The 18,116-nt window shown below is 67.3% G+C and carries 21 protein-coding genes and 1 pseudogene; 13 read left to right on the plus strand and 9 right to left on the minus strand.

Going from position 1 to position 18,116, the window contains the following annotated elements:
• From dnaA to recF, 3 genes are all read left to right on the plus strand, one after another.
• Positions 1 to 1,344 (plus strand): chromosomal replication initiator protein DnaA, encoded by a 1,344-nt coding sequence (dnaA, locus tag ACNKFW_RS10880; RefSeq protein ID WP_028710616.1) that lies wholly within the window; start codon positions 1 to 3, stop codon positions 1,342 to 1,344.
• Between the two features lie 91 nt (positions 1,345 to 1,435).
• Complete coding sequence (gene dnaN, locus ACNKFW_RS10885; protein ID WP_024843468.1) at positions 1,436 to 2,554, plus strand: DNA polymerase III subunit beta; 1,119 nt, start codon at positions 1,436 to 1,438, stop codon at positions 2,552 to 2,554.
• Positions 2,551 to 3,633 carry a DNA replication/repair protein RecF gene (gene recF, locus ACNKFW_RS10890; protein ID WP_147428698.1) on the plus strand — a complete coding sequence of 361 codons (1,083 nt, stop codon included), beginning with the start codon at positions 2,551 to 2,553 and terminating at the stop codon, positions 3,631 to 3,633. The genes dnaN and recF overlap by 4 nt, the downstream gene beginning before the upstream one ends.
• 147 nt (positions 3,634 to 3,780) lie before the next feature.
• Here recF and xth read toward each other — a convergent pair whose 3' ends face one another.
• Both xth and ACNKFW_RS10900 read right to left on the minus strand, forming a co-directional pair.
• Positions 3,781 to 4,566, minus strand: a complete 786-nt coding sequence (gene xth / locus ACNKFW_RS10895) for an exodeoxyribonuclease III (RefSeq protein ID WP_418025170.1) — start codon at positions 4,564 to 4,566, stop codon at positions 3,781 to 3,783.
• A 57-nt stretch (positions 4,567 to 4,623) separates the two neighbouring features.
• The gene (locus ACNKFW_RS10900) at positions 4,624 to 4,959 is read right to left on the minus strand and encodes a HesB/IscA family protein (protein ID WP_177209337.1); all 336 of its coding nucleotides are present in this window, start codon (positions 4,957 to 4,959) and stop codon (positions 4,624 to 4,626) included.
• A gap of 72 nt (positions 4,960 to 5,031) precedes the next feature.
• On the opposite strand from ACNKFW_RS10900, the gene ACNKFW_RS10905 reads away from it, so the two are divergent.
• Complete coding sequence (locus ACNKFW_RS10905; RefSeq protein ID WP_024843464.1) at positions 5,032 to 6,168, plus strand: deoxyguanosinetriphosphate triphosphohydrolase; 1,137 nt, start codon at positions 5,032 to 5,034, stop codon at positions 6,166 to 6,168.
• Between the two features lie 139 nt (positions 6,169 to 6,307).
• Positions 6,308 to 6,730 (plus strand): OsmC family protein, encoded by a 423-nt coding sequence (locus ACNKFW_RS10910; protein WP_024843463.1) that lies wholly within the window; start codon positions 6,308 to 6,310, stop codon positions 6,728 to 6,730.
• A 90-nt stretch (positions 6,731 to 6,820) separates the two neighbouring features.
• Here ACNKFW_RS10910 and ACNKFW_RS10915 read toward each other — a convergent pair whose 3' ends face one another.
• The 3 genes from ACNKFW_RS10915 to ACNKFW_RS10925 form a co-directional block, all read right to left on the minus strand.
• Positions 6,821 to 7,321: a hypothetical protein gene (locus ACNKFW_RS10915; protein ID WP_147428696.1), complete on the minus strand. Its 501-nt coding sequence runs from the start codon at positions 7,319 to 7,321 to the stop codon at positions 6,821 to 6,823.
• A 148-nt stretch (positions 7,322 to 7,469) separates the two neighbouring features.
• Complete coding sequence (locus tag ACNKFW_RS10920; protein ID WP_147428695.1) at positions 7,470 to 9,065, minus strand: peptide chain release factor 3; 1,596 nt, start codon at positions 9,063 to 9,065, stop codon at positions 7,470 to 7,472.
• Between the two features lie 66 nt (positions 9,066 to 9,131).
• On the minus strand, positions 9,132 to 9,881 hold the full coding sequence (locus tag ACNKFW_RS10925) for an NAD kinase (protein WP_024843460.1): 750 nt from the start codon (positions 9,879 to 9,881) through the stop codon (positions 9,132 to 9,134).
• Positions 9,882 to 10,023: 142 nt separating this feature from the next.
• Here ACNKFW_RS10925 and glyA point away from each other — a divergent pair, with 142 nt between their 5' ends.
• Positions 10,024 to 11,307, plus strand: a complete 1,284-nt coding sequence (gene glyA, locus ACNKFW_RS10930; protein ID WP_024843459.1) for a serine hydroxymethyltransferase — start codon at positions 10,024 to 10,026, stop codon at positions 11,305 to 11,307.
• Positions 11,308 to 11,730: 423 nt separating this feature from the next.
• Here glyA and ACNKFW_RS10935 read toward each other — a convergent pair whose 3' ends face one another.
• Positions 11,731 to 12,114 carry a hypothetical protein gene (locus tag ACNKFW_RS10935; RefSeq protein WP_024843458.1) on the minus strand — a complete coding sequence of 128 codons (384 nt, stop codon included), beginning with the start codon at positions 12,112 to 12,114 and terminating at the stop codon, positions 11,731 to 11,733.
• Between the two features lie 73 nt (positions 12,115 to 12,187).
• Here ACNKFW_RS10935 and ACNKFW_RS10940 point away from each other — a divergent pair, with 73 nt between their 5' ends.
• Entirely contained in the window at positions 12,188 to 12,952 is a 765-nt protein-coding gene (locus ACNKFW_RS10940; protein ID WP_167521724.1) for an alpha/beta fold hydrolase, read from the plus strand.
• 18 nt (positions 12,953 to 12,970) lie between these two features.
• On the opposite strand, the gene ACNKFW_RS10945 is transcribed toward ACNKFW_RS10940, so the two are convergent.
• Positions 12,971 to 13,273 (minus strand): hypothetical protein, encoded by a 303-nt coding sequence (locus ACNKFW_RS10945; protein WP_374328306.1) that lies wholly within the window; start codon positions 13,271 to 13,273, stop codon positions 12,971 to 12,973.
• A 108-nt stretch (positions 13,274 to 13,381) separates the two neighbouring features.
• Here ACNKFW_RS10945 and ACNKFW_RS10950 point away from each other — a divergent pair, with 108 nt between their 5' ends.
• Positions 13,382 to 13,525, plus strand: a complete 144-nt coding sequence (locus tag ACNKFW_RS10950) for an entericidin A/B family lipoprotein (protein WP_024843455.1) — start codon at positions 13,382 to 13,384, stop codon at positions 13,523 to 13,525.
• Between the two features lie 6 nt (positions 13,526 to 13,531).
• On the opposite strand, the gene ACNKFW_RS10955 is transcribed toward ACNKFW_RS10950, so the two are convergent.
• Positions 13,532 to 13,846 carry a TraR/DksA family transcriptional regulator gene (locus ACNKFW_RS10955; protein ID WP_024843454.1) on the minus strand — a complete coding sequence of 105 codons (315 nt, stop codon included), beginning with the start codon at positions 13,844 to 13,846 and terminating at the stop codon, positions 13,532 to 13,534.
• A gap of 267 nt (positions 13,847 to 14,113) precedes the next feature.
• Here ACNKFW_RS10955 and ACNKFW_RS10960 point away from each other — a divergent pair, with 267 nt between their 5' ends.
• The gene (locus ACNKFW_RS10960; protein WP_024843453.1) at positions 14,114 to 14,326 is read left to right on the plus strand and encodes an entericidin A/B family lipoprotein; all 213 of its coding nucleotides are present in this window, start codon (positions 14,114 to 14,116) and stop codon (positions 14,324 to 14,326) included.
• 60 nt (positions 14,327 to 14,386) lie between these two features.
• On the opposite strand, the gene ACNKFW_RS10965 is transcribed toward ACNKFW_RS10960, so the two are convergent.
• On the minus strand, positions 14,387 to 14,584 hold the full coding sequence (locus ACNKFW_RS10965; RefSeq protein ID WP_208852036.1) for a MarR family winged helix-turn-helix transcriptional regulator: 198 nt from the start codon (positions 14,582 to 14,584) through the stop codon (positions 14,387 to 14,389).
• Positions 14,585 to 14,705: 121 nt separating this feature from the next.
• Between ACNKFW_RS10965 and ACNKFW_RS10970 the strand changes: the two are divergent.
• The 4 genes and pseudogenes from ACNKFW_RS10970 to ACNKFW_RS10985 all read left to right on the plus strand — a co-directional run.
• A pseudogene (locus ACNKFW_RS10970) lies at positions 14,706 to 15,290 on the plus strand (homogentisate 1,2-dioxygenase domain-containing protein); the annotation flags it as partial.
• Positions 15,291 to 15,412: 122 nt separating this feature from the next.
• Entirely contained in the window at positions 15,413 to 16,267 is an 855-nt protein-coding gene (locus ACNKFW_RS10975; RefSeq protein WP_147428693.1) for a transketolase, read from the plus strand.
• Positions 16,264 to 17,298 (plus strand): transketolase family protein, encoded by a 1,035-nt coding sequence (locus ACNKFW_RS10980; protein ID WP_147428692.1) that lies wholly within the window; start codon positions 16,264 to 16,266, stop codon positions 17,296 to 17,298. The genes ACNKFW_RS10975 and ACNKFW_RS10980 overlap by 4 nt, the downstream gene beginning before the upstream one ends.
• 45 nt (positions 17,299 to 17,343) lie before the next feature.
• Complete coding sequence (locus ACNKFW_RS10985) at positions 17,344 to 18,096, plus strand: SDR family NAD(P)-dependent oxidoreductase (RefSeq protein ID WP_147428691.1); 753 nt, start codon at positions 17,344 to 17,346, stop codon at positions 18,094 to 18,096.
• Positions 18,097 to 18,116 lie beyond the last annotated feature (20 nt).

The raw sequence follows: 18,116 nt of genomic DNA on the forward strand, positions 1-18,116 counted from the left end.
ATGGACAGACTTTGGGGGCAGGCGCGTGAAGAACTTCAGAAGATCGTCGGAGCCGACAGTTTCTCGACCTGGATCGAGCCCCTGCGCCTGACCGGCGTCGAGGACGGCACCGCCACCATCGCCTGCCCGACCCGTTTCCTGTCCGACTGGGTCTCGCGCCATTACAGCGACGACATCCTGAAGGTTCTGGACCGCATGGGCGGCCCCGTGCAGCGCCTGAGCTTCGAGACCCGCAGCCAGACCGCCCGCCAGGTTGCGGCCCCCGCCGTCAAGCGCCCCGCCCCCCGTCCCGCCGGCGAGGAGGAGCTGGCCGCGCCGCTCGACAGCCGCTTCACCTTCGAGAACTTCGTCGTCGGCAAGCCCAACGAGCTGGCCCATGCCGCCGCCCGCCGCGTGGCCGAGGGCGGTCCCGTCACCTTCAACCCGCTTTTCCTTTACGGCGGCGTCGGCCTGGGCAAGACCCACCTGATGCATGCCATCGCCCGCGAGATCCAGATCCGCCAGCCCGAGGCGCGGGTGCTTTACCTGTCGGCCGAGCAGTTCATGTATCGCTTTGTCCAGGCGCTGCGCGACCGCACGGTGATGGATTTCAAGGAACTGTTCCGCACCGTTTCGGTGCTGATGGTCGACGACGTGCAGTTCATCGCCGGCAAGGATTCCACGCAGGAGGAATTCTTCCACACCTTCAACACCCTGGTGGACCAGGGCAAGCAGATCGTCATCTCGGCCGACCGCGCGCCGGGCGAGATCAAGGACATGGAGGAGCGCATCAAGTCGCGCCTGCAATGCGGCCTGGTCGTGGATCTGCACCCGACCGATTACGAGCTGCGCCTGGGCATCCTGCAAAGCAAGACCGACAGTTTCCGCGCCCAGTATCCCGGCTTGCAGATCGCGCCGGGCGTGCTGGAATTCCTGGCCCATCGCATCACCTCGAACGTCCGGGTACTGGAGGGCGCGCTGCAGCGGCTTTTCGCCTTTGCCAGCCTGATGGGGCGCGAGATCACGCTGGACATGACCCAGGAATGCCTGGCCGACATTCTGCGCGCCAACGACCGCAAGGTCTCGATCGAGGAGATCCAGCGCAAGGTTGCCGAGCATTACAACATCCGCCTGGCCGACATGATCGGGCCCAAGCGGGTGCGCACCGTTGCCCGGCCGCGGCAGATCGCCATGTACCTGTCCAAGCAGATGACCTCGCGCAGCCTGCCCGAGATCGGGCGCCGCTTCGGCGGGCGCGACCATACCACCATCATGCATGGCGTGAAGAAGATCGAGGAGCTGCGCAGCGCCGACCGCAGCCTGGCCGAGGATATCGACCTGCTGCGCCGCCTGCTGGAGGCGTGAACGCATCCGCTTGACCTTGCGCGGGATTGTGCCACATTGGCGCCCCGCGTCGCCGGGTGCGGGAGAGGCCAGAACGACATAAGGGTTGACCATGAAATTTTCGATCGAACGTGCCGATCTGGTGAAGGCCGTTTCCCAGGCCCAGTCCGTCGTCGAACGCCGCAACACCATTCCGATCCTGGCCAATGTGCTGATCGAAGCCACGCCCGAAGGCGTCAGCTTCCGCGCCACCGACCTGGATACCGAGATCGTGGACCGCGCCGCGGCGCAGGTCGAGCGGCCCGGCGCCACCACCGTCTCGGCCGGGATGCTCAACGACATCGCCCGCAAGCTGCCGGACGGCGCGCTGGTGCAGCTTAGCCTGGATGCCGCCTCGGGACGGCTTTCGGTGCAGGCGGGACGGTCGAACTTCAGCCTGGCGACGCTGCCGCGCGAGGATTTCCCGGTCATGTCCTCGTCGGAATACAGCGCGAATTTCTCGGCCCCCGCGGCGGTTCTGCGCCGGCTGTTCGACAAGTCGAAATTCGCCATCTCGAACGAGGAGACCCGCTATTACCTGAACGGCGTCTACATGCATGTCGCGCAGGCCGAGGACGGGCCCAGCCTGCGCTGCGTCGCGACCGACGGCCACCGGCTGGCCCGGATCGACGCGCCGCTGCCCATGGGCGCCGAGGACATGCCGGGGGTGATCGTGCCGCGCAAGACCGTGGCCGAGCTGCGCAAGCTGCTGGACGACGACGAGGCCGAGATCGCCGTCTCGGTCAGCGAGACCAAGGTGCGCTTCGCCACGCCCACCATCACGCTGACCTCGAAGGTGATCGACGGCACCTTCCCGGATTATTCCCGCGTGATCCCCGCAGGCAACGCGCGCAAGCTGGAAGTCGATGCCGGCGATTTCGCCAAGGCGGTGGACCGGGTGGCCACCGTCAGCAGCGAACGTTCGCGCGCCGTCAAGCTGTCCCTGGACGAGGACCGGCTGGTGCTGTCGGTGAATGCCCCCGACGCCGGCGCGGCGGACGAGGAACTGCCGGTCGCCTATGCCGACGAGCCGCTGGAGATCGGCTTCAACGCCAAATACCTGCACGAGATCGCCAGCCAGATCGAGCGCGAGAACGCGGTGTTCCTGTTCAACGGCTCGGGCGACGCGGCGCTGATCCGCGAGGGCGGCGACACCAGCGCGGTCTATGTCGTCATGCCGATGCGCGTGTGACGCTGACCCGGCTGCACCTGACCCAGTTCCGCAGCTGGGCCAGGCTGGAGATCGAGGCCGACCGCCGCCCCGTCGCCATCCATGGCCCGAACGGGGCGGGCAAGACCAATATCCTGGAAGCCATCTCGATGCTCTCGCCCGGGCGGGGCATGCGCGGCGCCGCGCCCGGCGACCAGGCCCGCAAGGGGCCGGATGTCGGCTGGCAGATCCGCGCCCGGATCGGCGAACAGGAGGTCGCGACCCGCGCCCTGCCCGGCCAGCCGCGCGAGGTGGTGATCGACGACAAGCCCGCGACCCAGCTGGCGCTTGGCCGGCTGATGCGGGTGATCTGGCTGACCCCCGCCATGGACCGGCTGTGGACCGATGCGCCCGAACAGCGGCGGCGTTTCCTGGACCGGATCACGCTCAGCTTCGCGCCGGGCCATGCCGAGGATGCGCTGGCCTATGACAAGGCCATGCGCGAGCGCAACCGGCTGCTGCGCGACGAGGTGCGCGACGCCGGCTGGTATCGCGCGCTGGAGACGCAGATGGCCGAGGCGGGCGCGGCGCTGACGCGCAACCGGCTGGAGGCCATCGCCCGGATCATGGCGGCGCAGGATGGGGCCGGGACCACCTTTCCCTCGGCCAGCCTGGCCCTGCTGCCGGGCGAAGGCGCGGCCGACGACCCCGACGCACCGAGCATCGCCGCCCGCCTGGCCGAGGGGCGCAACCGCGACATGGCGGCCGGCCGCACGCTGAACGGCCCGCATCGCGCCGATCTGGGCGCGCATTGGGGGCCGCAGGCCATGCCCGCCGCGCTATCCTCGACCGGCGAGCAAAAGGCGCTGCTGCTGTCGCTGATCCTGGCCAATGCCCGCGCGCTGGAGGGTGAAAGCCCGGTGCTGCTGCTGGACGAAGTCGCGGCGCATCTGGATGCCGACCGCCGCGCAGCACTTTACGACGAGATCTGCGCTCTCGATGCGCAAGCCTGGCTGACCGGGACCGGGCCGGAGCTGTTCGAGGCGCTGCGCGGCCGGGCACAGACCCTTGCGGTCGCGCGCGAGGGCGACATGTCGCTGCTGATCGGGGACGGCATGTGAGGGGCCGGACCCCATGCGGACGGCCCTCAATCTGCCGGCCCGGCTGCCCCGGCGCGATGGACAGCCAGGCGCGAGAACGGGCTCTCCGTCCCGGCCGCCGAGGGGTCGCCGAGGTTCTTTTGGGTATTTGTCAAACGGTGAAGCGCATCAGGCGTCGAGATCGATCCAGACCGGGACATGGTCGCTGGGCTTGTCCTTGGCGCGTTCGTCGCGGTCGATGCCGACGTCGATCAGCAGGTCGGCGGCTTGCGGCGACAGCAGCACATGGTCGATGCGGATGCCGTTGTCCCTTTGCCAGGCGCCCGCCTGGTAGTCCCAGAAGGTGAAGGGACCGCGCGTGCTGCCCGGATGGCGCAGACGCACCGCATCGGCCCAGCCGTCAAAGAGGATGCGGCGCAACGCGGCGCGGCTTTCGGGCTGGAACAGCGCATCGTCCAGCCATTTTTCCGGGAAAGCGGCGTCGCGGGGTTCGGGGATGACGTTGTAATCGCCCAGCATCACCGCCGGCATCTCGGTCGCCAGCAGCGCCTTGCCCCGCGCGCGCAGCCGCTCCATCCAGGCCAGCTTGTAGTCGAATTTCGGCCCCGGCTGCGGGTTGCCGTTCGGCAAATAGAGCCCGGCGATGCGCAGCGCGCGATGGCCGACCACAGTCGCCTCGATATAGCGGGTCTGCTCGTCCGTCTCGTCGCCCGGCAGGCCGCGGCTGACATCCTCCAGCGGCAGCTTGGACAGGATGGCGACGCCGTTGAAGCCCTTTTGCCCGTGGGTTTCGATATTGTAGCCCAAGTCGGCGATGGGTTCGCGCGGGAAGCCCTCGTCCTGGGTCTTGATCTCTTGCAGGACCACGACATCGGGCTGGGCGTCGGCGAGCCAGCCGGTCAGGGTCTCGATACGGGCGCGGACGCCGTTGATGTTGAATGTCGCGATCTTCATGCGCGCGAGACTAGCCGGCCCTGCGCGCCCGCGCCAGACCGGATCGAAAACCCGCGGTCAGATCGAAAACGAGGTGCCGCAGCCGCAGGACGAGCTGGCATTGGGGTTGTCGATGGTGAAGCGGGCGCCGATCAGCTCGTCGGCGAAATCGATGGTGGCGCCGGCCAGGAAAGGCAGCGAGACCGGATCAACCACGACGCGCTGGCCGGCACCGCTGAGCACCAGGTCGTCCTCGGCCGCCTCGTCCAGGCGGATGTCATACTGGAACCCCGAGCAGCCGCCGCCCGCGACCGCGACCCGCAGGGGCCGGGCAGGGCCGCCCTCGTTGATTTCGGCCAGGCGCGCAAACGCGCGTTCGGTGACCCTGGGGGGCAGGTTCAGACCTGTGTTCATGGGGCGTTCCCGTTTCCGTCGTCCGGCATGGAATATAGGGTTCGCCGCGAAGCCCCGCAAGGAAGCGACAAGATGATGGCACCCTATGCCTGCCAGCCCGAAGACAGCCGCGGCCGCCGCTGGCCCGAGCGCATGTCCACCTTTCGCAGCCCCTGGCAGCGCGACCGCGACCGCATCATCCATTCCAGCGCCTTCCGTCGGCTGAAGCACAAGACCCAGGTCTTTGTCGAGCACGAGGGGGATTACTACCGCACCCGCCTGACCCATACGATCGAGGTGGCGCAGGTCGCCCGCACCATCGCCGGCGCGCTGGGGCTGAACACCGACCTGGCCGAGACTGTGGCGCTGGCGCATGACCTGGGCCACCCGCCCTTCGGCCATACCGGCGAAGATGCGCTGGCGGCGCTGATGGCGCCCTATGGCGGCTTCGACCACAATGCCCAGGCGCTGCGCATCGTGACCCGGCTGGAACGGCATTATGCCGATTTCGACGGGCTGAACCTGACCTGGGAAAGCCTGGAGGGCATCGCCAAGCACAACGGGCCGGTGACGGGCGAGCTGCCCTATGCGCTGGCCGAGGTGAATGCAGAATGGGATCTGGAGCTGCATACCAATGCCAGCGCCGAGGCGCAGGTGGCCGCGGTGGCCGACGACGTGGCCTACAACCACCACGACCTGCATGACGGTCTGCGCGCGGGGCTGTTCACCGAGGCGGATCTGGCACAGCTGCCGGTGGTCGGCGAGGCCTTTGCCGAGGTCGATGCGCTGCATCCCGGACTGGAACCGATGCGGCGCCGACACGAGGCGCTGCGCCGCGTCTTCGGCGTGATGGTCGAGGATGTGATCGCGGTCGCGCAGAACCGCCTGGCCGGCCTGCAACCGCAAGGCGTCGACGACATTCGCGGCATGGAGGGGCCGATCATCCGCTTTTCCAAGCCGCTTTACCAGAATCTCAAGGCGATCAAGCTGTTCCTGTTCCAGCGCATGTATCGCGCCCCCTCGGTGGTGGTCGAGCGCCGGCGCGTGACCGAGATGCTGAACGGGCTGTTCCCGCTGTTCCTGGCCGATCCGTCGAAAATGCCGCAGAACTGGTTCGAGGCCGCCGAGGCCGCCGGGGACGAGACCGGGCGCGCGCGGGTGGTCTTGGATTACGTCGCCGGCATGACCGACCGCTTCGCCATCCAGGAGGCGCAGCGCCTGCTGGGCTGAGCGCGGGGCCTGTCCGGCCGGCTGCGCGCCGGCCGGCGCTTTCTGTTCCCGTCCTTCGTCGGGCGGCGGGCTTGCGATTGAACCCGCGCAAGGGATCGCGCGTTCGGCCAGCAGGTCACGGCAGAAAAGGAGAACGGCGATGATCGTGAATTCCGGTTCGGCGAAATGGGAAGGCGGGCTCAAGGACGGCAAGGGGGTGCTGTCCACCAAGTCCGGGGCGCTGAGCAGCCAGCCCTATGGCTTCAACACCCGCTTCGAGGGCCTGCCCGGCACCAACCCCGAGGAACTGATCGGCGCGGCCCATGCGGCCTGTTTCAGCATGGCTCTGTCGGCGATCCTGCAAGAGGCGGGGATCGGCAATGTGCGGATCGAGACGACCTCCGAGATCGGGCTGGCCAAGGAGGGCGACGGCTTCGCCATCAAGACAGCGCATCTGAACACCCGGATCTGGGGCGACGGCGACAGGGCGGTGATCGAAGAATGCGCCCGCAAGGCCGAAAAGGGCTGCCCGGTCAGCAGGGTGCTGAATGCCGAGGTGACGATGGACGTGACGGTGGGGTAAGGTCGGCCATGCCATGCGGCGCGGCTGTGCGCCGCATGGTCGCGGTCATTGGCTCCACCGGCATGCCGCGGGCCTGCGCCCGGAGCCGCCTTACGATTCGACCAGAAAGGACAGGCCGTCCCTGGCATCCCAGAACTGGAACCTTGCCGAACGCGCGGGCGTCTTGACGGTGATTACCGAATCGGAATGCGCCTGGACCGTGCCGCCGTTCCGGGCAGCGTAAGCCTCGGCAAGCGCCCTCAGCTCGGCCTTACCGTTCGGCGCCTTACCTTGCGACGACGTGACCATGCAGCCATTGCGGCGCGTGTCGAATTGTACGCCGATGTCCTCGGCATTCCGGTCCAGGCTGACCTTGAGCGCGCCGAGCGGTGGAATCGGGCTCGCCTTGTAATAGACATTGGCGAGGTCCACCCCATCCGGCTTGCCGCCAATGCTAGCGATGCAGAACTGATCGAAGCGTTGGGCGGCAAGGCTCATGATCCTGGTGTCGAGCCTTGCAGCCGCCGACGGCGGCGCAACGCTGGGGGCTTCACCGCAAGCCGCCAGCATCAGGGTCAGCGTAAAGGCGGCAAGCAAGCGATTGCGATACATGAAACGACCTCACTGATTAAACAAAGCAGACATAATAGCGGGTTGGCGCGACATGCAAGCTGCGACGTAAGTGCCGGAACTCGACAAGATGCCTATCGAGAAGGCCAGGGCTCTTTCTGGACCGTCACCAATCTTTGGCGATAAAGGCTTACACCATCATTTCCTTCGTCGCCGTCAGCTTCAATTCGGGGTGGTCGCGCCCGACGCGGTCGATGTCCCATTGCAGGCGGGTCAGGTAAACCAGGTCGCCGTCGTGGTCCTGCGCCATGTGGCCCTTGTTGGCATTGGCAAAGGTCTCGACCTTATCCTTGGGCCCGGACACCCAGCGGGCGCTGGTGAATTGCGAGGATTCGAAGCGCACCGGCAGGCCGTATTCCAGCTCGATCCGGCTCGCCAGCACCTCGAATTGCAGCGCGCCCACCACGCCGACGATGAAGCCCGAGCCGATCATCGGCTTGAACACCTTGGCCGCGCCCTCCTCGGCGAATTGCATCAGCGCCTTTTCCAGATGCTTGGCTTTCATCGGATCGCCCGCGCGCACGGTCTGCAGCAGTTCCGGCGCAAAGCTCGGGATGCCGGTGAAGCGCAGCGCCTCGCCCTCGGTCAGCGCATCGCCGATGCGCAACTGGCCGTGGTTGGGGATGCCGATGATGTCGCCGGCCCAGGCCTCCTCGGCCAGTTCGCGATCGGCGGCCAGGAACAGCACCGGGTTCGATACCGCCATCGGCTTTTTCGAGCGCACGTGCAGAAGCTTCATCCCCCGCTCGAAATGCCCCGAGGCCAGGCGGACGAAGGCCACACGGTCGCGATGCTTGGGATCCATGTTGGCCTGCACCTTGAAGACGAAGCCGGTCACCGGCTTTTCCTCGGGCGCGATCTGGCGCTCGGCGGCGTTCTGCGGCTGCGGCTGCGGGCCGAACTCGCCGATGCCGGTCATCAGCTCCTTGACGCCGAAGCTGTTAATGGCCGAGCCGAACCAGATCGGCGTCATGTGCCCTTCCAGAAAGGACTTGCGGTCGAAGGCGGGCAAGAGTTCGCGCGCCATCTCCAGCTCTTCGCGCAGCTTCTCCAGCAGTTCGGCGGGGACGTGATCGGCCAGCTTCGGGTCGTCCAGGCCGGAAATCTGGATCGACTCGGCCACCTTGTTGCGGTCGGCGCGGTCCATGATCTCCAGCCGGTCGTGCAAGAGATCATAGGCGCCGATGAAGTCGCGGCCCATGCCGATGGGCCAGCTGACCGGCGCCACGTCGATGGCCAGGTTTTCCTGGATCTCGTCGATGATCTCGAAGGTGTCGCGGCTTTCGCGGTCCATCTTGTTGCAGAAGGTCAGGATCGGCAGGTCGCGCAGCCGGCAGACCTCGAACAGCTTGCGGGTCTGGCTTTCGACGCCCTTGGCGCCGTCGATGACCATGATCGCGGCGTCCACCGCCGTCAGCGTGCGATAGGTATCCTCGGAGAAATCGCTGTGGCCGGGCGTGTCCACCAGGTTGAAGCGATAGGGCCCGAAATCGAAGCTCATGGCCGAGGCGGAAACCGAGATCCCCCGGTCCTGCTCCATCTTCATGAAGTCCGAGCGGGTGCGCCGCGCCTCGCCCTTGGCGCGGACCTGGCCGGCCATCTGGATCGCGCCGCCGAACAGCAGGAACTTCTCGGTCAGCGTGGTCTTGCCCGCGTCCGGGTGCGAGATGATCGCAAAGGTGCGGCGGCGGGCGATTTCGGGCGGAAGATCGGGACGGTTCATCATGCCCCGCGCTTTAGCGCGCGGCGCGCGCAGTCTCAAATGGAATCGCGGCTCAAACGGAATCCGGCCTCAGACGAATTGTTCGCGGATCAGCCGTTCCTCGAGCCCGTGGCCGGGATCGAAAAGCAGCCGGTGCCGGATGGTGTTCTCGGAACGGATCTCGACCCAGAGCACCGAGTCGACGCCGCGCGAATCGGCATCGGCCATCACCGGGCGCTTGTCGGGGTCGAGCACGTCGATGCGCACCGTCGCCGACTTGGGCAGGATGGCGCCGCGCCAGCGCCGCGGCCGGAAGGGCGCGATGGCGGTCAGCGCCAGCACATCCGAACCGAGCGGCAGGATCGGCCCGTTCGCCGAATAATTGTAGGCGGTCGAGCCGGCGGGGGTGGAGAGCAGCGCGCCGTCGCAGATCAGCTCCTCCATGCGCACCCGGCCGTTCACGCTGATGCGCAGCCGCGCCGCCTGCGGGCCGGCGCGCAGCATGCTGACCTCGTTGATCGCCAGCGCGCAATGCTCGTGCCCGTCGGTGGTGCCGGCGGTCATGGCCAAGGGGTTGACCACGGTTTCCTCGGCGGCGCGGATGCGGCCGGGCAGATCGTCCTCGCAATAGGCATTCATCAGAAAGCCCACCGTGCCCCGGTTCATGCCATAGACCGGCAGGCCGCGGTTCTGGTGCATGACCGACAGCATCAGCCCGTCGCCGCCCAGCGCCACGATCACCTCGGCCTCGCGGATCGGCACATGGCCGTAGCGCGCCGACAGCGTCTCGGCCGCGGTCACGGCGGTTTCGGTACTGGAGGCGATGAAATGCATCTTCATGCGGCCATCATGGCCAGCCGCCGGGCGGAAGCAAGTCCCGGCGACGCATGGGATATCTACCATCAAGGCGTCGCATCCGTCCTAGCGGGGCGCGGCGAAAGGCGCTAGAAGGCCGGCGAGCCGCTTTTTGCATGAGGACCAGATGACCGATACCGGATTCTTCACCGAGACGCTGGACAGCCGCGACCCCGACATCTTCGGCGCCATCCGCAAGGAACTCGGCCGCCAGCGCGACGAGATCGAGCTCATCGCCTCGGAAAACATCGTCTCCAAGGCCGTGCTGGAAGCGCAGGGCTCGGTGCTGACCAACAAATATGCCGAGGGCTATCCGGGCAAGCGCTATTACGGCGGCTGCCAATATGTCGACATCGTCGAGACCCTGGCGATCGAACGCGCCAAGGAACTGTTCGATTGCGCCTATGCCAACGTCCAGCCGAACTCGGGCAGCCAGATGAACCAGGCGGTGTTCCTGGCGCTGTTGCAGCCGGGCGACACCTTCATGGGGCTGGACCTCAATTCGGGCGGGCACCTGACGCATGGCTCGCCGGTCAACATGTCGGGCAAGTGGTTCAACGTCGTCAGCTACGGCGTGCGCCAGCAGGACCAGCTGCTGGACATGGACGAGATCCGCAAGTCGGCGCATGAACACAAGCCCAAGCTGATCCTGGCCGGCGGCACCGCCTATTCGCGCGTCTGGGACTGGGCCGAGTTCCGCAAGATCGCCGACGAGGTCGGGGCCTGGCTGATGGTCGACATGGCCCATATCGCGGGCCTGGTGGCCGGCGGCCAGCATCCCTCGCCGCTGCCGCATGCCCATGTCGTGACCACCACCACGCATAAATCGCTGCGCGGCCCGCGCGGCGGCATGGTGCTGACCAACGATGCCGAGATCGCCAAGAAGATCAACTCGGCGGTGTTCCCCGGCCTGCAGGGCGGCCCGCTGATGCATGTCATCGCCGCCAAGGCCGTGGCCTTCGGCGAGGCGCTGCGCCCCGAGTTCAAGGACTATGCCGCGCAGGTCGTCGCCAATGCCCGCGCCATGGCGGACGAGCTGATGAAGGGCGGCATCGACATCGTCTCGGGCGGCACCGACAACCACCTGTGCCTGGCCGACCTGCGCCCGAAAGGCGTGACCGGCAAGGCGACCGAGGCGGCGCTGGGTCGCGCCCATATCACCTGCAACAAGAACGGCGTGCCCTTTGACCCGGAAAAGCCCTTCGTGACCTCGGGCATCCGGCTCGGCGCACCCGCCGGCACCACCCGCGGCTTCAAGGAAGAGGAGTTCCGCCAGATCGCCCGCTGGATCGTCGAGGTCGTCGACGGCCTGGCCGCCAATGGCGAGGAAGGCAATGCCGAGGTGGAGGCCCGCGTCAAGGCCGAGGTCGAGGCGCTTTGCGCCCGTTTCCCGCTTTATAACGGCATGTGATCCCGGCGCGGGGCGGGTTCACCCGGACCCGCCCCGCCCAGCGCCCTGCCCGACGTTGCGGGCGGGGTCTTGATGCGCACGGGACCAGCCGTTGCGGCTCTGCTCCGGGCTTGTCGCGGGGAACAGGTGCAGGTCGGAGCAAGGCCGCATCGCATGACCCGCGGCGCCGATATTCCGGCGCTGGATATTCCGGCGCCCCCGGCCGTCGCTGGTGCGGCTCCATGATGGCCGCATTCCCTGCCTGGGGTCGCTTCCGGCGCGCTTGACCGCTGCGCCGCTCCAGCCGCCAAGCAACCCGTCGGCCCGGCGCGGGTATGGAGGCTGCTGCGATGCCGGGCCCATATCACGACGGAGCCGGCAGCCGCGCTTTTCCGGAATGCCGGCAACAGCTGGCTCCCGCACGGCGCATCCCTGTGGCGGCCTTCAGATCAGCCCGCGCCGCATCATGATCCAAATGGCGACGGCACCCAGCAGCAACAGGCCGAACAGCACGCTTGCCGCGATGCTGGCCGCCCCGCCCCGCAGCCGCATCCCCTGGCCCAGCGGCCGCAGATAGGCCGTCAGCGCCTTATGCGCATGCTCCAGCCGCGCGAAATCCACCTGGCGCGCCAGCTTGGGCTGGCCGGCCTTGCGATCGGCCTCGGCCAGGATGCGCGCCTCGCGCCGCAGCCGCCGCGGCAGCGCGGCGCCGCGCTTGCGCAGCATGCTTTCCAGATCGGCCTGCTGGCCGCGCCTGAGACCGCCGAACCGCGCCGCCATCAGGCTGGCCACCTCGTCCGCCATCGGCCGGATGCTTTCGATGCCCATCGCCCCCATCCCGTTTTCGCCAAGGCTAGCGCCTCTGGCGCCGCTTCGCCAGTGCCGCTAGGGTGCGCGCATGATGCTGAACATGACCATGACTGGAATGGATTCGGATCGGCCGCCGGTGCTGCTGGCGCATGGGCTGTTCGGATCGGGGCGCAATCTCGGCGGTCTTGCGCGACGCCTGGGCGAAAGCCGGCGGGTGATCTCGGTCGACATGCGCAACCATGGCGACAGTTTCCACGACCCCGACCATGGCTATGCCGCGCTGGCCGGCGACCTGGCCCAGGTGATCGCGGCGCAGGGCGGGCGGGCGGATGTGCTGGGGCATTCGATGGGCGGCAAGGCCGCGATGATGCTGGCGCTGACGCAGCCCGACCTGGTGCGCCGCCTTGTCGTCATGGACATCGCCCCCTTCGCCTATGGCCACAGCCAGAGCGGGCTGATCGACGCCATGGAGGCGGTGGACCTTGCCGGGCTTCGCCTGCGCTCCGAGGCCGATGCGCGGTTGGCCCGGCATGTCGCCGATCCGGGCGTGCGGGCATTTCTGCTGCAATCGCTGGACTTGAAGGCCGATCCGCCGCGCTGGAAGTTCAACCTGCCGGCGCTGCGGGACCAGATGCCCCAACTGGTCGGCTGGCCGGTGGCGCCCAGGGGCGGTTTCACCGGTCCCGCGCTGTTCCTGGCGGGCGAAGATTCGGATTACTGCCGCGCGCCGCAGCTCGAGGCGATCCGCGAATATTTCCCCCAGGCCGAGATCCGCCTCATTCCCGGCGCGGGGCATTGGCTGCATGCGGACCGCCCGGCCGAGGTCGCCGAGGCGGTGGCGGCATTCCTGGACTGACCGGCCGCCGCGCGAATCTCAGCCGCCGGGACAGCGCAGCGACAGCCGCGCCTCGCCGGTATCGCCGGGGATGCGGCTGCGCAGGCTGTTCGGAACCGCCTGGCATCCGGTCGTCCGCTCGGCGGCGATCACCATCAGCTCCGGCACCGCCGCCCGCGCATCCCGGCCAAGATATCCCAGGCGGATCACCTCTGCCTGGCTGGCGTCGTGGAAGACGGCAAAGCGGATGCCCTCCAGCGTGATGTCATGCCGCTGGGCACCGAAAAACTGCGGTGCGGGCGAGGCACAGGCGGAAAGGAACAGCACAAGAAGCAGAATCACACGCATGGCACCTGTCTAGCGGCCACCGGTTAAGAAACCCTTAATGGGCGGGGAACCGCGGCCAAGGGCAGGCGTTGATCCCAAGGGAAAACCCGCAGGAGATTGAATATGCGTAAAATTATTCACGTTTCGCCCCTGCTTGCGCTGCTGGCCCTGGCCGCCTGCCAGACGGTGCAGGGCGCCGGGCGCGACCTGCAAAGCGCCGGGCAGGCGATCAGCCGGGAAAGCCAGGAAGCCCAGGCGGGCATGTGAACCGCCTCAGGCGGCGCTGGCGCAATCCCCGCAAACCGGCGTGTCAGGCAGCAGGTCCAGCCGCGCCGGCGCAATGGTGGTTCCGCAGCCGGTGCAAATCCCGTAATCGCCGCTTTCCATGCGGCGCAGGGCTGCCTCGATACGCGCCACCTCGATGCGCTGAACCTTGCCGAGCGCCTGCAAGATATTCTCTTGCGCGCCGCCCGCCCTGCGCGAATCGGGGGCCGGGGCAACCCGCAGCGCATCCCCGATGCAGGCAAGATCGGCAAGAAGGGCCTTGCGGCGCATCAGCAGCATGGTCTTGCGCATATCTGGAACCATGGATTTTCCCCTCTTGACCGTCTTCCTTCTGCCCCGGTCGCGCCGCGCCCGATATGACTTGCGTCAAGTTGTCACGGTGCCGCGACCGCCGCGGCAAAGCGGCCATCCCCTGCACGGGACGAAATCGGCCGGGATCCGCCGGCGGGGTCGCCGATTTCAAGACATTCCTTGCCGATCGGTCGCCGGCAGGCCCGGCTCCGGCTTGAGCGGCCTGTCGAGCAAGCTAGGCTTTGCCGGCAACGAGCAGGAAAGAAGAAAGGAACAAGGATGCGTCGGATGATCACGGTCGGCCTTTGCCTGGCCGGAATGGCAGTCGCGGGTTGCGAAACGATGCAGGGCGCGGGGCGCGACATGCAGACCGCGGGGCAGTTGCTGAGCGAACAGGCGGCCAACAGCCAGGTGCAGATGGGGCAACCGGCCCCCTATGGGGCCGCGCCCGCCCCCTATGCACCGCCGGAAGCGGCACCCGCGCCCTATTGACCGGCAAGCGCCCCGCGCCAGGCCGTCCCTGCGGGGCGTTCCGGGCCTTGGCGCTACAGGCTAGGGCGTGCCGGTTTCCGTGCCGGCCAGCCGCGACAGGAGCCGGTCCAGGACGCCGGCCTCCGGCCCCAGTCCGGCCAACAGCTTGGCCCGGAAGGCCTGGGCGATGCGCCCGAGCCGCGCCATCAGCGCCCGGCCCTCGGGCGCCAGCTCCAGCACGACCGGGCGGCGGTCGGCCGCGTTTCCCGATTTGCGCACCCATCCCGCCTCTTGCAGCCGCGACGCGGCTGAGTACCGACTTGTCCAGGTGCACACGGGCATGGATGCGCGCACGCTGACCGCGCCGCAATGGGCCAGATGCGCCAGCAGCCGCCATGCGGTCATCAAGTGGTGCGGCCGGTTCCACGAGACCTGGATCGACCACAGCCCGCTGGACGTGGTGGCCTGGCACGGCAATTACTGCCCCTGCAAATACGACCTGCGGACCTATGCGCCGGTGGGTGCGGTGCTGTTCGACCATCCCGACCCGTCGATCTTCACCGTGCTGACCGCGCCCTCGGGGCAGGAGGGGACGGCGAATATCGACTTCGTGCTGTTCCGGGAACGCTGGCAGGTGGCCGAACACAGCTTCCGCCCGCCCTGGTATCACAAGAACATCATGTCCGAGCTGATGGGCAATATCCACGGCATCTATGACGCCAAGCCGCAGGGCTTCGCGCCGGGCGGCATCAGCCTGCACAATTGCATGCTGCCGCACGGCCCGGATCGCGACGCCTTCGAGGGGGCCTCCAACGCGGAACTGAAGCCCGAGAAGCTGGACGACACCATGTCCTTCATGTTCGAGACCCGCTTTCCCCAGCACCTGACCGAATTCGCCGCCCGCGAGGCCCCGATGCAGAAGGACTATATCGAGGTCTGGAAAAAGCTGGAGAAGAAGTTCGACGGCACGCCGGGCGGGAAGTGAAAGCCCAAAGCCAAGCGGGATACCTTAAGTACAGCTTAACAATCTATCAATAATCCATACAAGACTCGGGATAGGGCGCATTGCTAGGTTTCTTCCACGGCACGAGCCGATGGGAGGAACTCATGACAGTTGCCAGCCGCGCTTCTGCGGCGTCCAACGTTTCGTTGGCGCTGCGGGCATGGAATATTCGTCGCAAGGCCCTGCTGATGGGCGAGGTGCAGAGACAGGGCTATATCGGCCAGGCGCTCGGCGTGGCCGATGTGCTGGCCGCATCCTATTTCCACGCGTTGAAATACGATCCGAAGGATCCGGAATGGGAAGGCCGCGACCGCTTCCTGCTGTCGATCGGGCATTACGCCATCGCGCTTTACGCCGTGCTGATGGAAGCCGGCATCCTGCCCGAGGAAGAGCTTGAAACCTACGGCATGGACGATTCCCGCATGCCGATGTCGGGCATGGCCTCCTATACGCCGGGGATGGAGATCACCGGCGGTTCCCTGGGCCATGGCCTCGGCATCGCCGTCGGCATGGCGATGGGGCTGAAGCGCAAGAACAGTTCGGCCTTCGTCTACAACCTGATGTCGGATGGCGAGCTGGGCGAGGGATCGACCTGGGAGGCGGTGATGTCCGGCGTCCAGCATAGGCTGGACAACCTGATCTGCCTTGTCGATTTCAACGACCAGCAGGCCGACGGAAAATCGACCGCCGCGCTGGCCCAGGGCGACGAGCGTGCCAAATGGGAAACCTTCGGCTGGCACGCGCAACGGGTCGACGGCAACGATCTGGATGCCGTGGTCGCCGCCTTCGATGCGGCGCGGTCCACCGACCACCCCGGCCCCCGCGTGATCATCTTCGACACCACAATGTGCAAGGGCGTCGATTTCCTGGAGAAGCGCGAGATCACGCATTTCGTTCGCGTCGAAGCCGATGAATGGGCCAAGGCCCTGGCCGTTCTGGAAGAGGGGAAACCGCAATGACGCTGGCATCCATGAAGCGCAAATACGAACCGCGCAAGCTGCCCGAGGGGCCGCGCGTGGCGACCACGGCGATGATCGCCTCGCTGGCGGCCGAGGGCTATGACACCGTGGCGGCACCCTTCGGCCATGCGCTGGTCGAGGCGGCGAAGCGGGACGACAGGATCGTCGGCCTGTCCGCCGACCTGGCCAAATATACCGACCTGCACATCTTCGCGCAGGCGATGCCCGACCGTTTCTACCAGATGGGCATGGCCGAGCAGCTGCTGATGTCGGCCGCCGCCGGGTTGGCGCGCGAGGGCTTCAACCCCTTTGCGACGACCTATGCGGTCTTTGCCAGCCGCCGCGCCTATGACTTCATCGCCATGGCCATCGCCGAGGAGAACCTGCCGGTCAAGATCGTCTGCGCCCTGCCGGGCCTGACCACCGGCTACGGCCCCAGCCACCAGGCGACCGAGGATCTGGCGATCTTCCGCGGGTTGCCGAACATGACCGTCATCGATCCCTGCGACGCCGACGACATCATCGGCATGGTGCCGCAGATCGCCGCCCATGACGGCCCGGTCTACAGCCGGCTGCCGCGCGGCAAGGTGCCCTCGGTGCTGACCCGCCACAAGCCGGACTACAGGTTCCAGTTGGGCAAGGCGCAGGTGATCCGCGAAGGCAAGGACGTGCTGATCGTCTCGACCGGGTTCATGACCATGCGCGCGCTGGATGCCGCCGAGGCGCTGGCCCGCGATGGGGTCGATGCGGCGGTGCTGCATGTGCCGACGATCAAGCCGCTGGATACCGAGACGATCCTGGTCGAGGCCCGCAAGGGCGGGCGGCTGGTGGTCACGGCCGAGAACCACACCGTCGTCGGCGGCCTGGGCGAGGCCGTCGCCACCACGTTGCTGCGCAATGGCGTCACGCCGGCCTTCCGCATGATCGGCCTGCCGGACCAGTTCCTGGAGGCCGGCGCCCTGCCGACCCTGCACGAGATGTACGGCCTGACGGTCGGCAAGATCGCCGAACGCATCAAGGGCTGGCTGTAAGCCTGCCTGTCACTCAATCACGGAATCAATCAGGAGGAGAAGGCCATGGGCCTGCTGGAAGGAAAATTCGCGGTGGTGACGGGCGCGGCTTCGCCACGCGGCCTGGGCAAGGCCACGGCACAACTCTTTGCCGAACATGGCGCCACCGTCGCCATTCTGGACCTCGATGCCGATCAGGCCAGGGCGGCTGCAGCGGATCTGGGCGAAGGCCATGTCGGGCTGGCCTGCGACGTGACCGACCTCGACGCCTGCAGACGCGCGGCGGACGCGTTGCTGCAACGCTGGGGCCGCATCGACGTGCTGGTCAACAATGCCGGCATCACGCAGCCGCTGAAGGTGATGGATATCGCGCCCGGAAACTATGACGCGGTTCTGGACGTGAACCTGCGCGGCACGCTCTACATGAGCCAGGCGGTCATTCCCGCCATGCGCGAACGGAAGGCGGGCAGCATCGTCAACCTGTCCTCGGTCTCGGCGCAGCGTGGCGGCGGCATCTTCGGCGGGCCGCATTACTCGGCGGCCAAGGCCGGCGTGCTGGGCCTGACCAAGGCCATGGCGCGCGAACTGGCGCCGCAGAACATCCGCGTGAACGCGGTCTGCCCCGGCTTCATCGCCACCGACATCACCGCCGGCAAGCTGACGCCCGAGATGATGGACGGCATCCTTGCCGGCATCCCGATGGGCCGCGCCGGCGAGGCGCGCGATGTCGCGGGCTGCTGCCTGTTTCTGGCCTCGGATCTGGCGTCCTATTGCACCGGAACCGAGGTCGACGTGAACGGCGGCTCGCTCATCCACTGAAGGACCGGCCTGCCGCGAGG

Source organism: Paracoccus sp. TD-10 (assembly GCF_048270675.1).
GTDB classification, from domain to species: Bacteria; Pseudomonadota; Alphaproteobacteria; order Rhodobacterales; family Rhodobacteraceae; genus Paracoccus; species Paracoccus pantotrophus.

Excerpts from the sequence above, each read along its gene's own strand:
- ACNKFW_RS10915 (WP_147428696.1), bottom strand. The coding sequence starts at position 7,321 with ATGTATCGCAATCGCTTGCTTGCCGCCTTTACGCTGACCCTGATGCTG.
- ACNKFW_RS10900 (WP_177209337.1), bottom strand. The coding sequence starts at position 4,959 with ATGAACACAGGTCTGAACCTGCCCCCCAGGGTCACCGAACGCGCGTTT.
- ACNKFW_RS10975 (WP_147428693.1), top strand. The coding sequence starts at position 15,413 with ATGACAGTTGCCAGCCGCGCTTCTGCGGCGTCCAACGTTTCGTTGGCG.
- ACNKFW_RS10920 (WP_147428695.1), bottom strand. The coding sequence starts at position 9,065 with ATGATGAACCGTCCCGATCTTCCGCCCGAAATCGCCCGCCGCCGCACC.
- dnaN (WP_024843468.1), top strand. The coding sequence starts at position 1,436 with ATGAAATTTTCGATCGAACGTGCCGATCTGGTGAAGGCCGTTTCCCAG.
- ACNKFW_RS10910 (WP_024843463.1), top strand. The coding sequence starts at position 6,308 with ATGATCGTGAATTCCGGTTCGGCGAAATGGGAAGGCGGGCTCAAGGAC.
- xth (WP_418025170.1), bottom strand. The coding sequence starts at position 4,566 with ATGAAGATCGCGACATTCAACATCAACGGCGTCCGCGCCCGTATCGAG.
- ACNKFW_RS10925 (WP_024843460.1), bottom strand. The coding sequence starts at position 9,881 with ATGAAGATGCATTTCATCGCCTCCAGTACCGAAACCGCCGTGACCGCG.
- ACNKFW_RS10940 (WP_167521724.1), top strand. The coding sequence starts at position 12,188 with ATGCTGAACATGACCATGACTGGAATGGATTCGGATCGGCCGCCGGTG.
- ACNKFW_RS10950 (WP_024843455.1), top strand. The coding sequence starts at position 13,382 with ATGCGTAAAATTATTCACGTTTCGCCCCTGCTTGCGCTGCTGGCCCTG.
- ACNKFW_RS10960 (WP_024843453.1), top strand. The coding sequence starts at position 14,114 with ATGCGTCGGATGATCACGGTCGGCCTTTGCCTGGCCGGAATGGCAGTC.
- ACNKFW_RS10980 (WP_147428692.1), top strand. The coding sequence starts at position 16,264 with ATGACGCTGGCATCCATGAAGCGCAAATACGAACCGCGCAAGCTGCCC.
- dnaA (WP_028710616.1), top strand. The coding sequence starts at position 1 with ATGGACAGACTTTGGGGGCAGGCGCGTGAAGAACTTCAGAAGATCGTC.
- ACNKFW_RS10955 (WP_024843454.1), bottom strand. The coding sequence starts at position 13,846 with ATGGTTCCAGATATGCGCAAGACCATGCTGCTGATGCGCCGCAAGGCC.
- ACNKFW_RS10985 (WP_147428691.1), top strand. The coding sequence starts at position 17,344 with ATGGGCCTGCTGGAAGGAAAATTCGCGGTGGTGACGGGCGCGGCTTCG.
- ACNKFW_RS10905 (WP_024843464.1), top strand. The coding sequence starts at position 5,032 with ATGATGGCACCCTATGCCTGCCAGCCCGAAGACAGCCGCGGCCGCCGC.
- ACNKFW_RS10935 (WP_024843458.1), bottom strand. The coding sequence starts at position 12,114 with ATGGGCATCGAAAGCATCCGGCCGATGGCGGACGAGGTGGCCAGCCTG.
- glyA (WP_024843459.1), top strand. The coding sequence starts at position 10,024 with ATGACCGATACCGGATTCTTCACCGAGACGCTGGACAGCCGCGACCCC.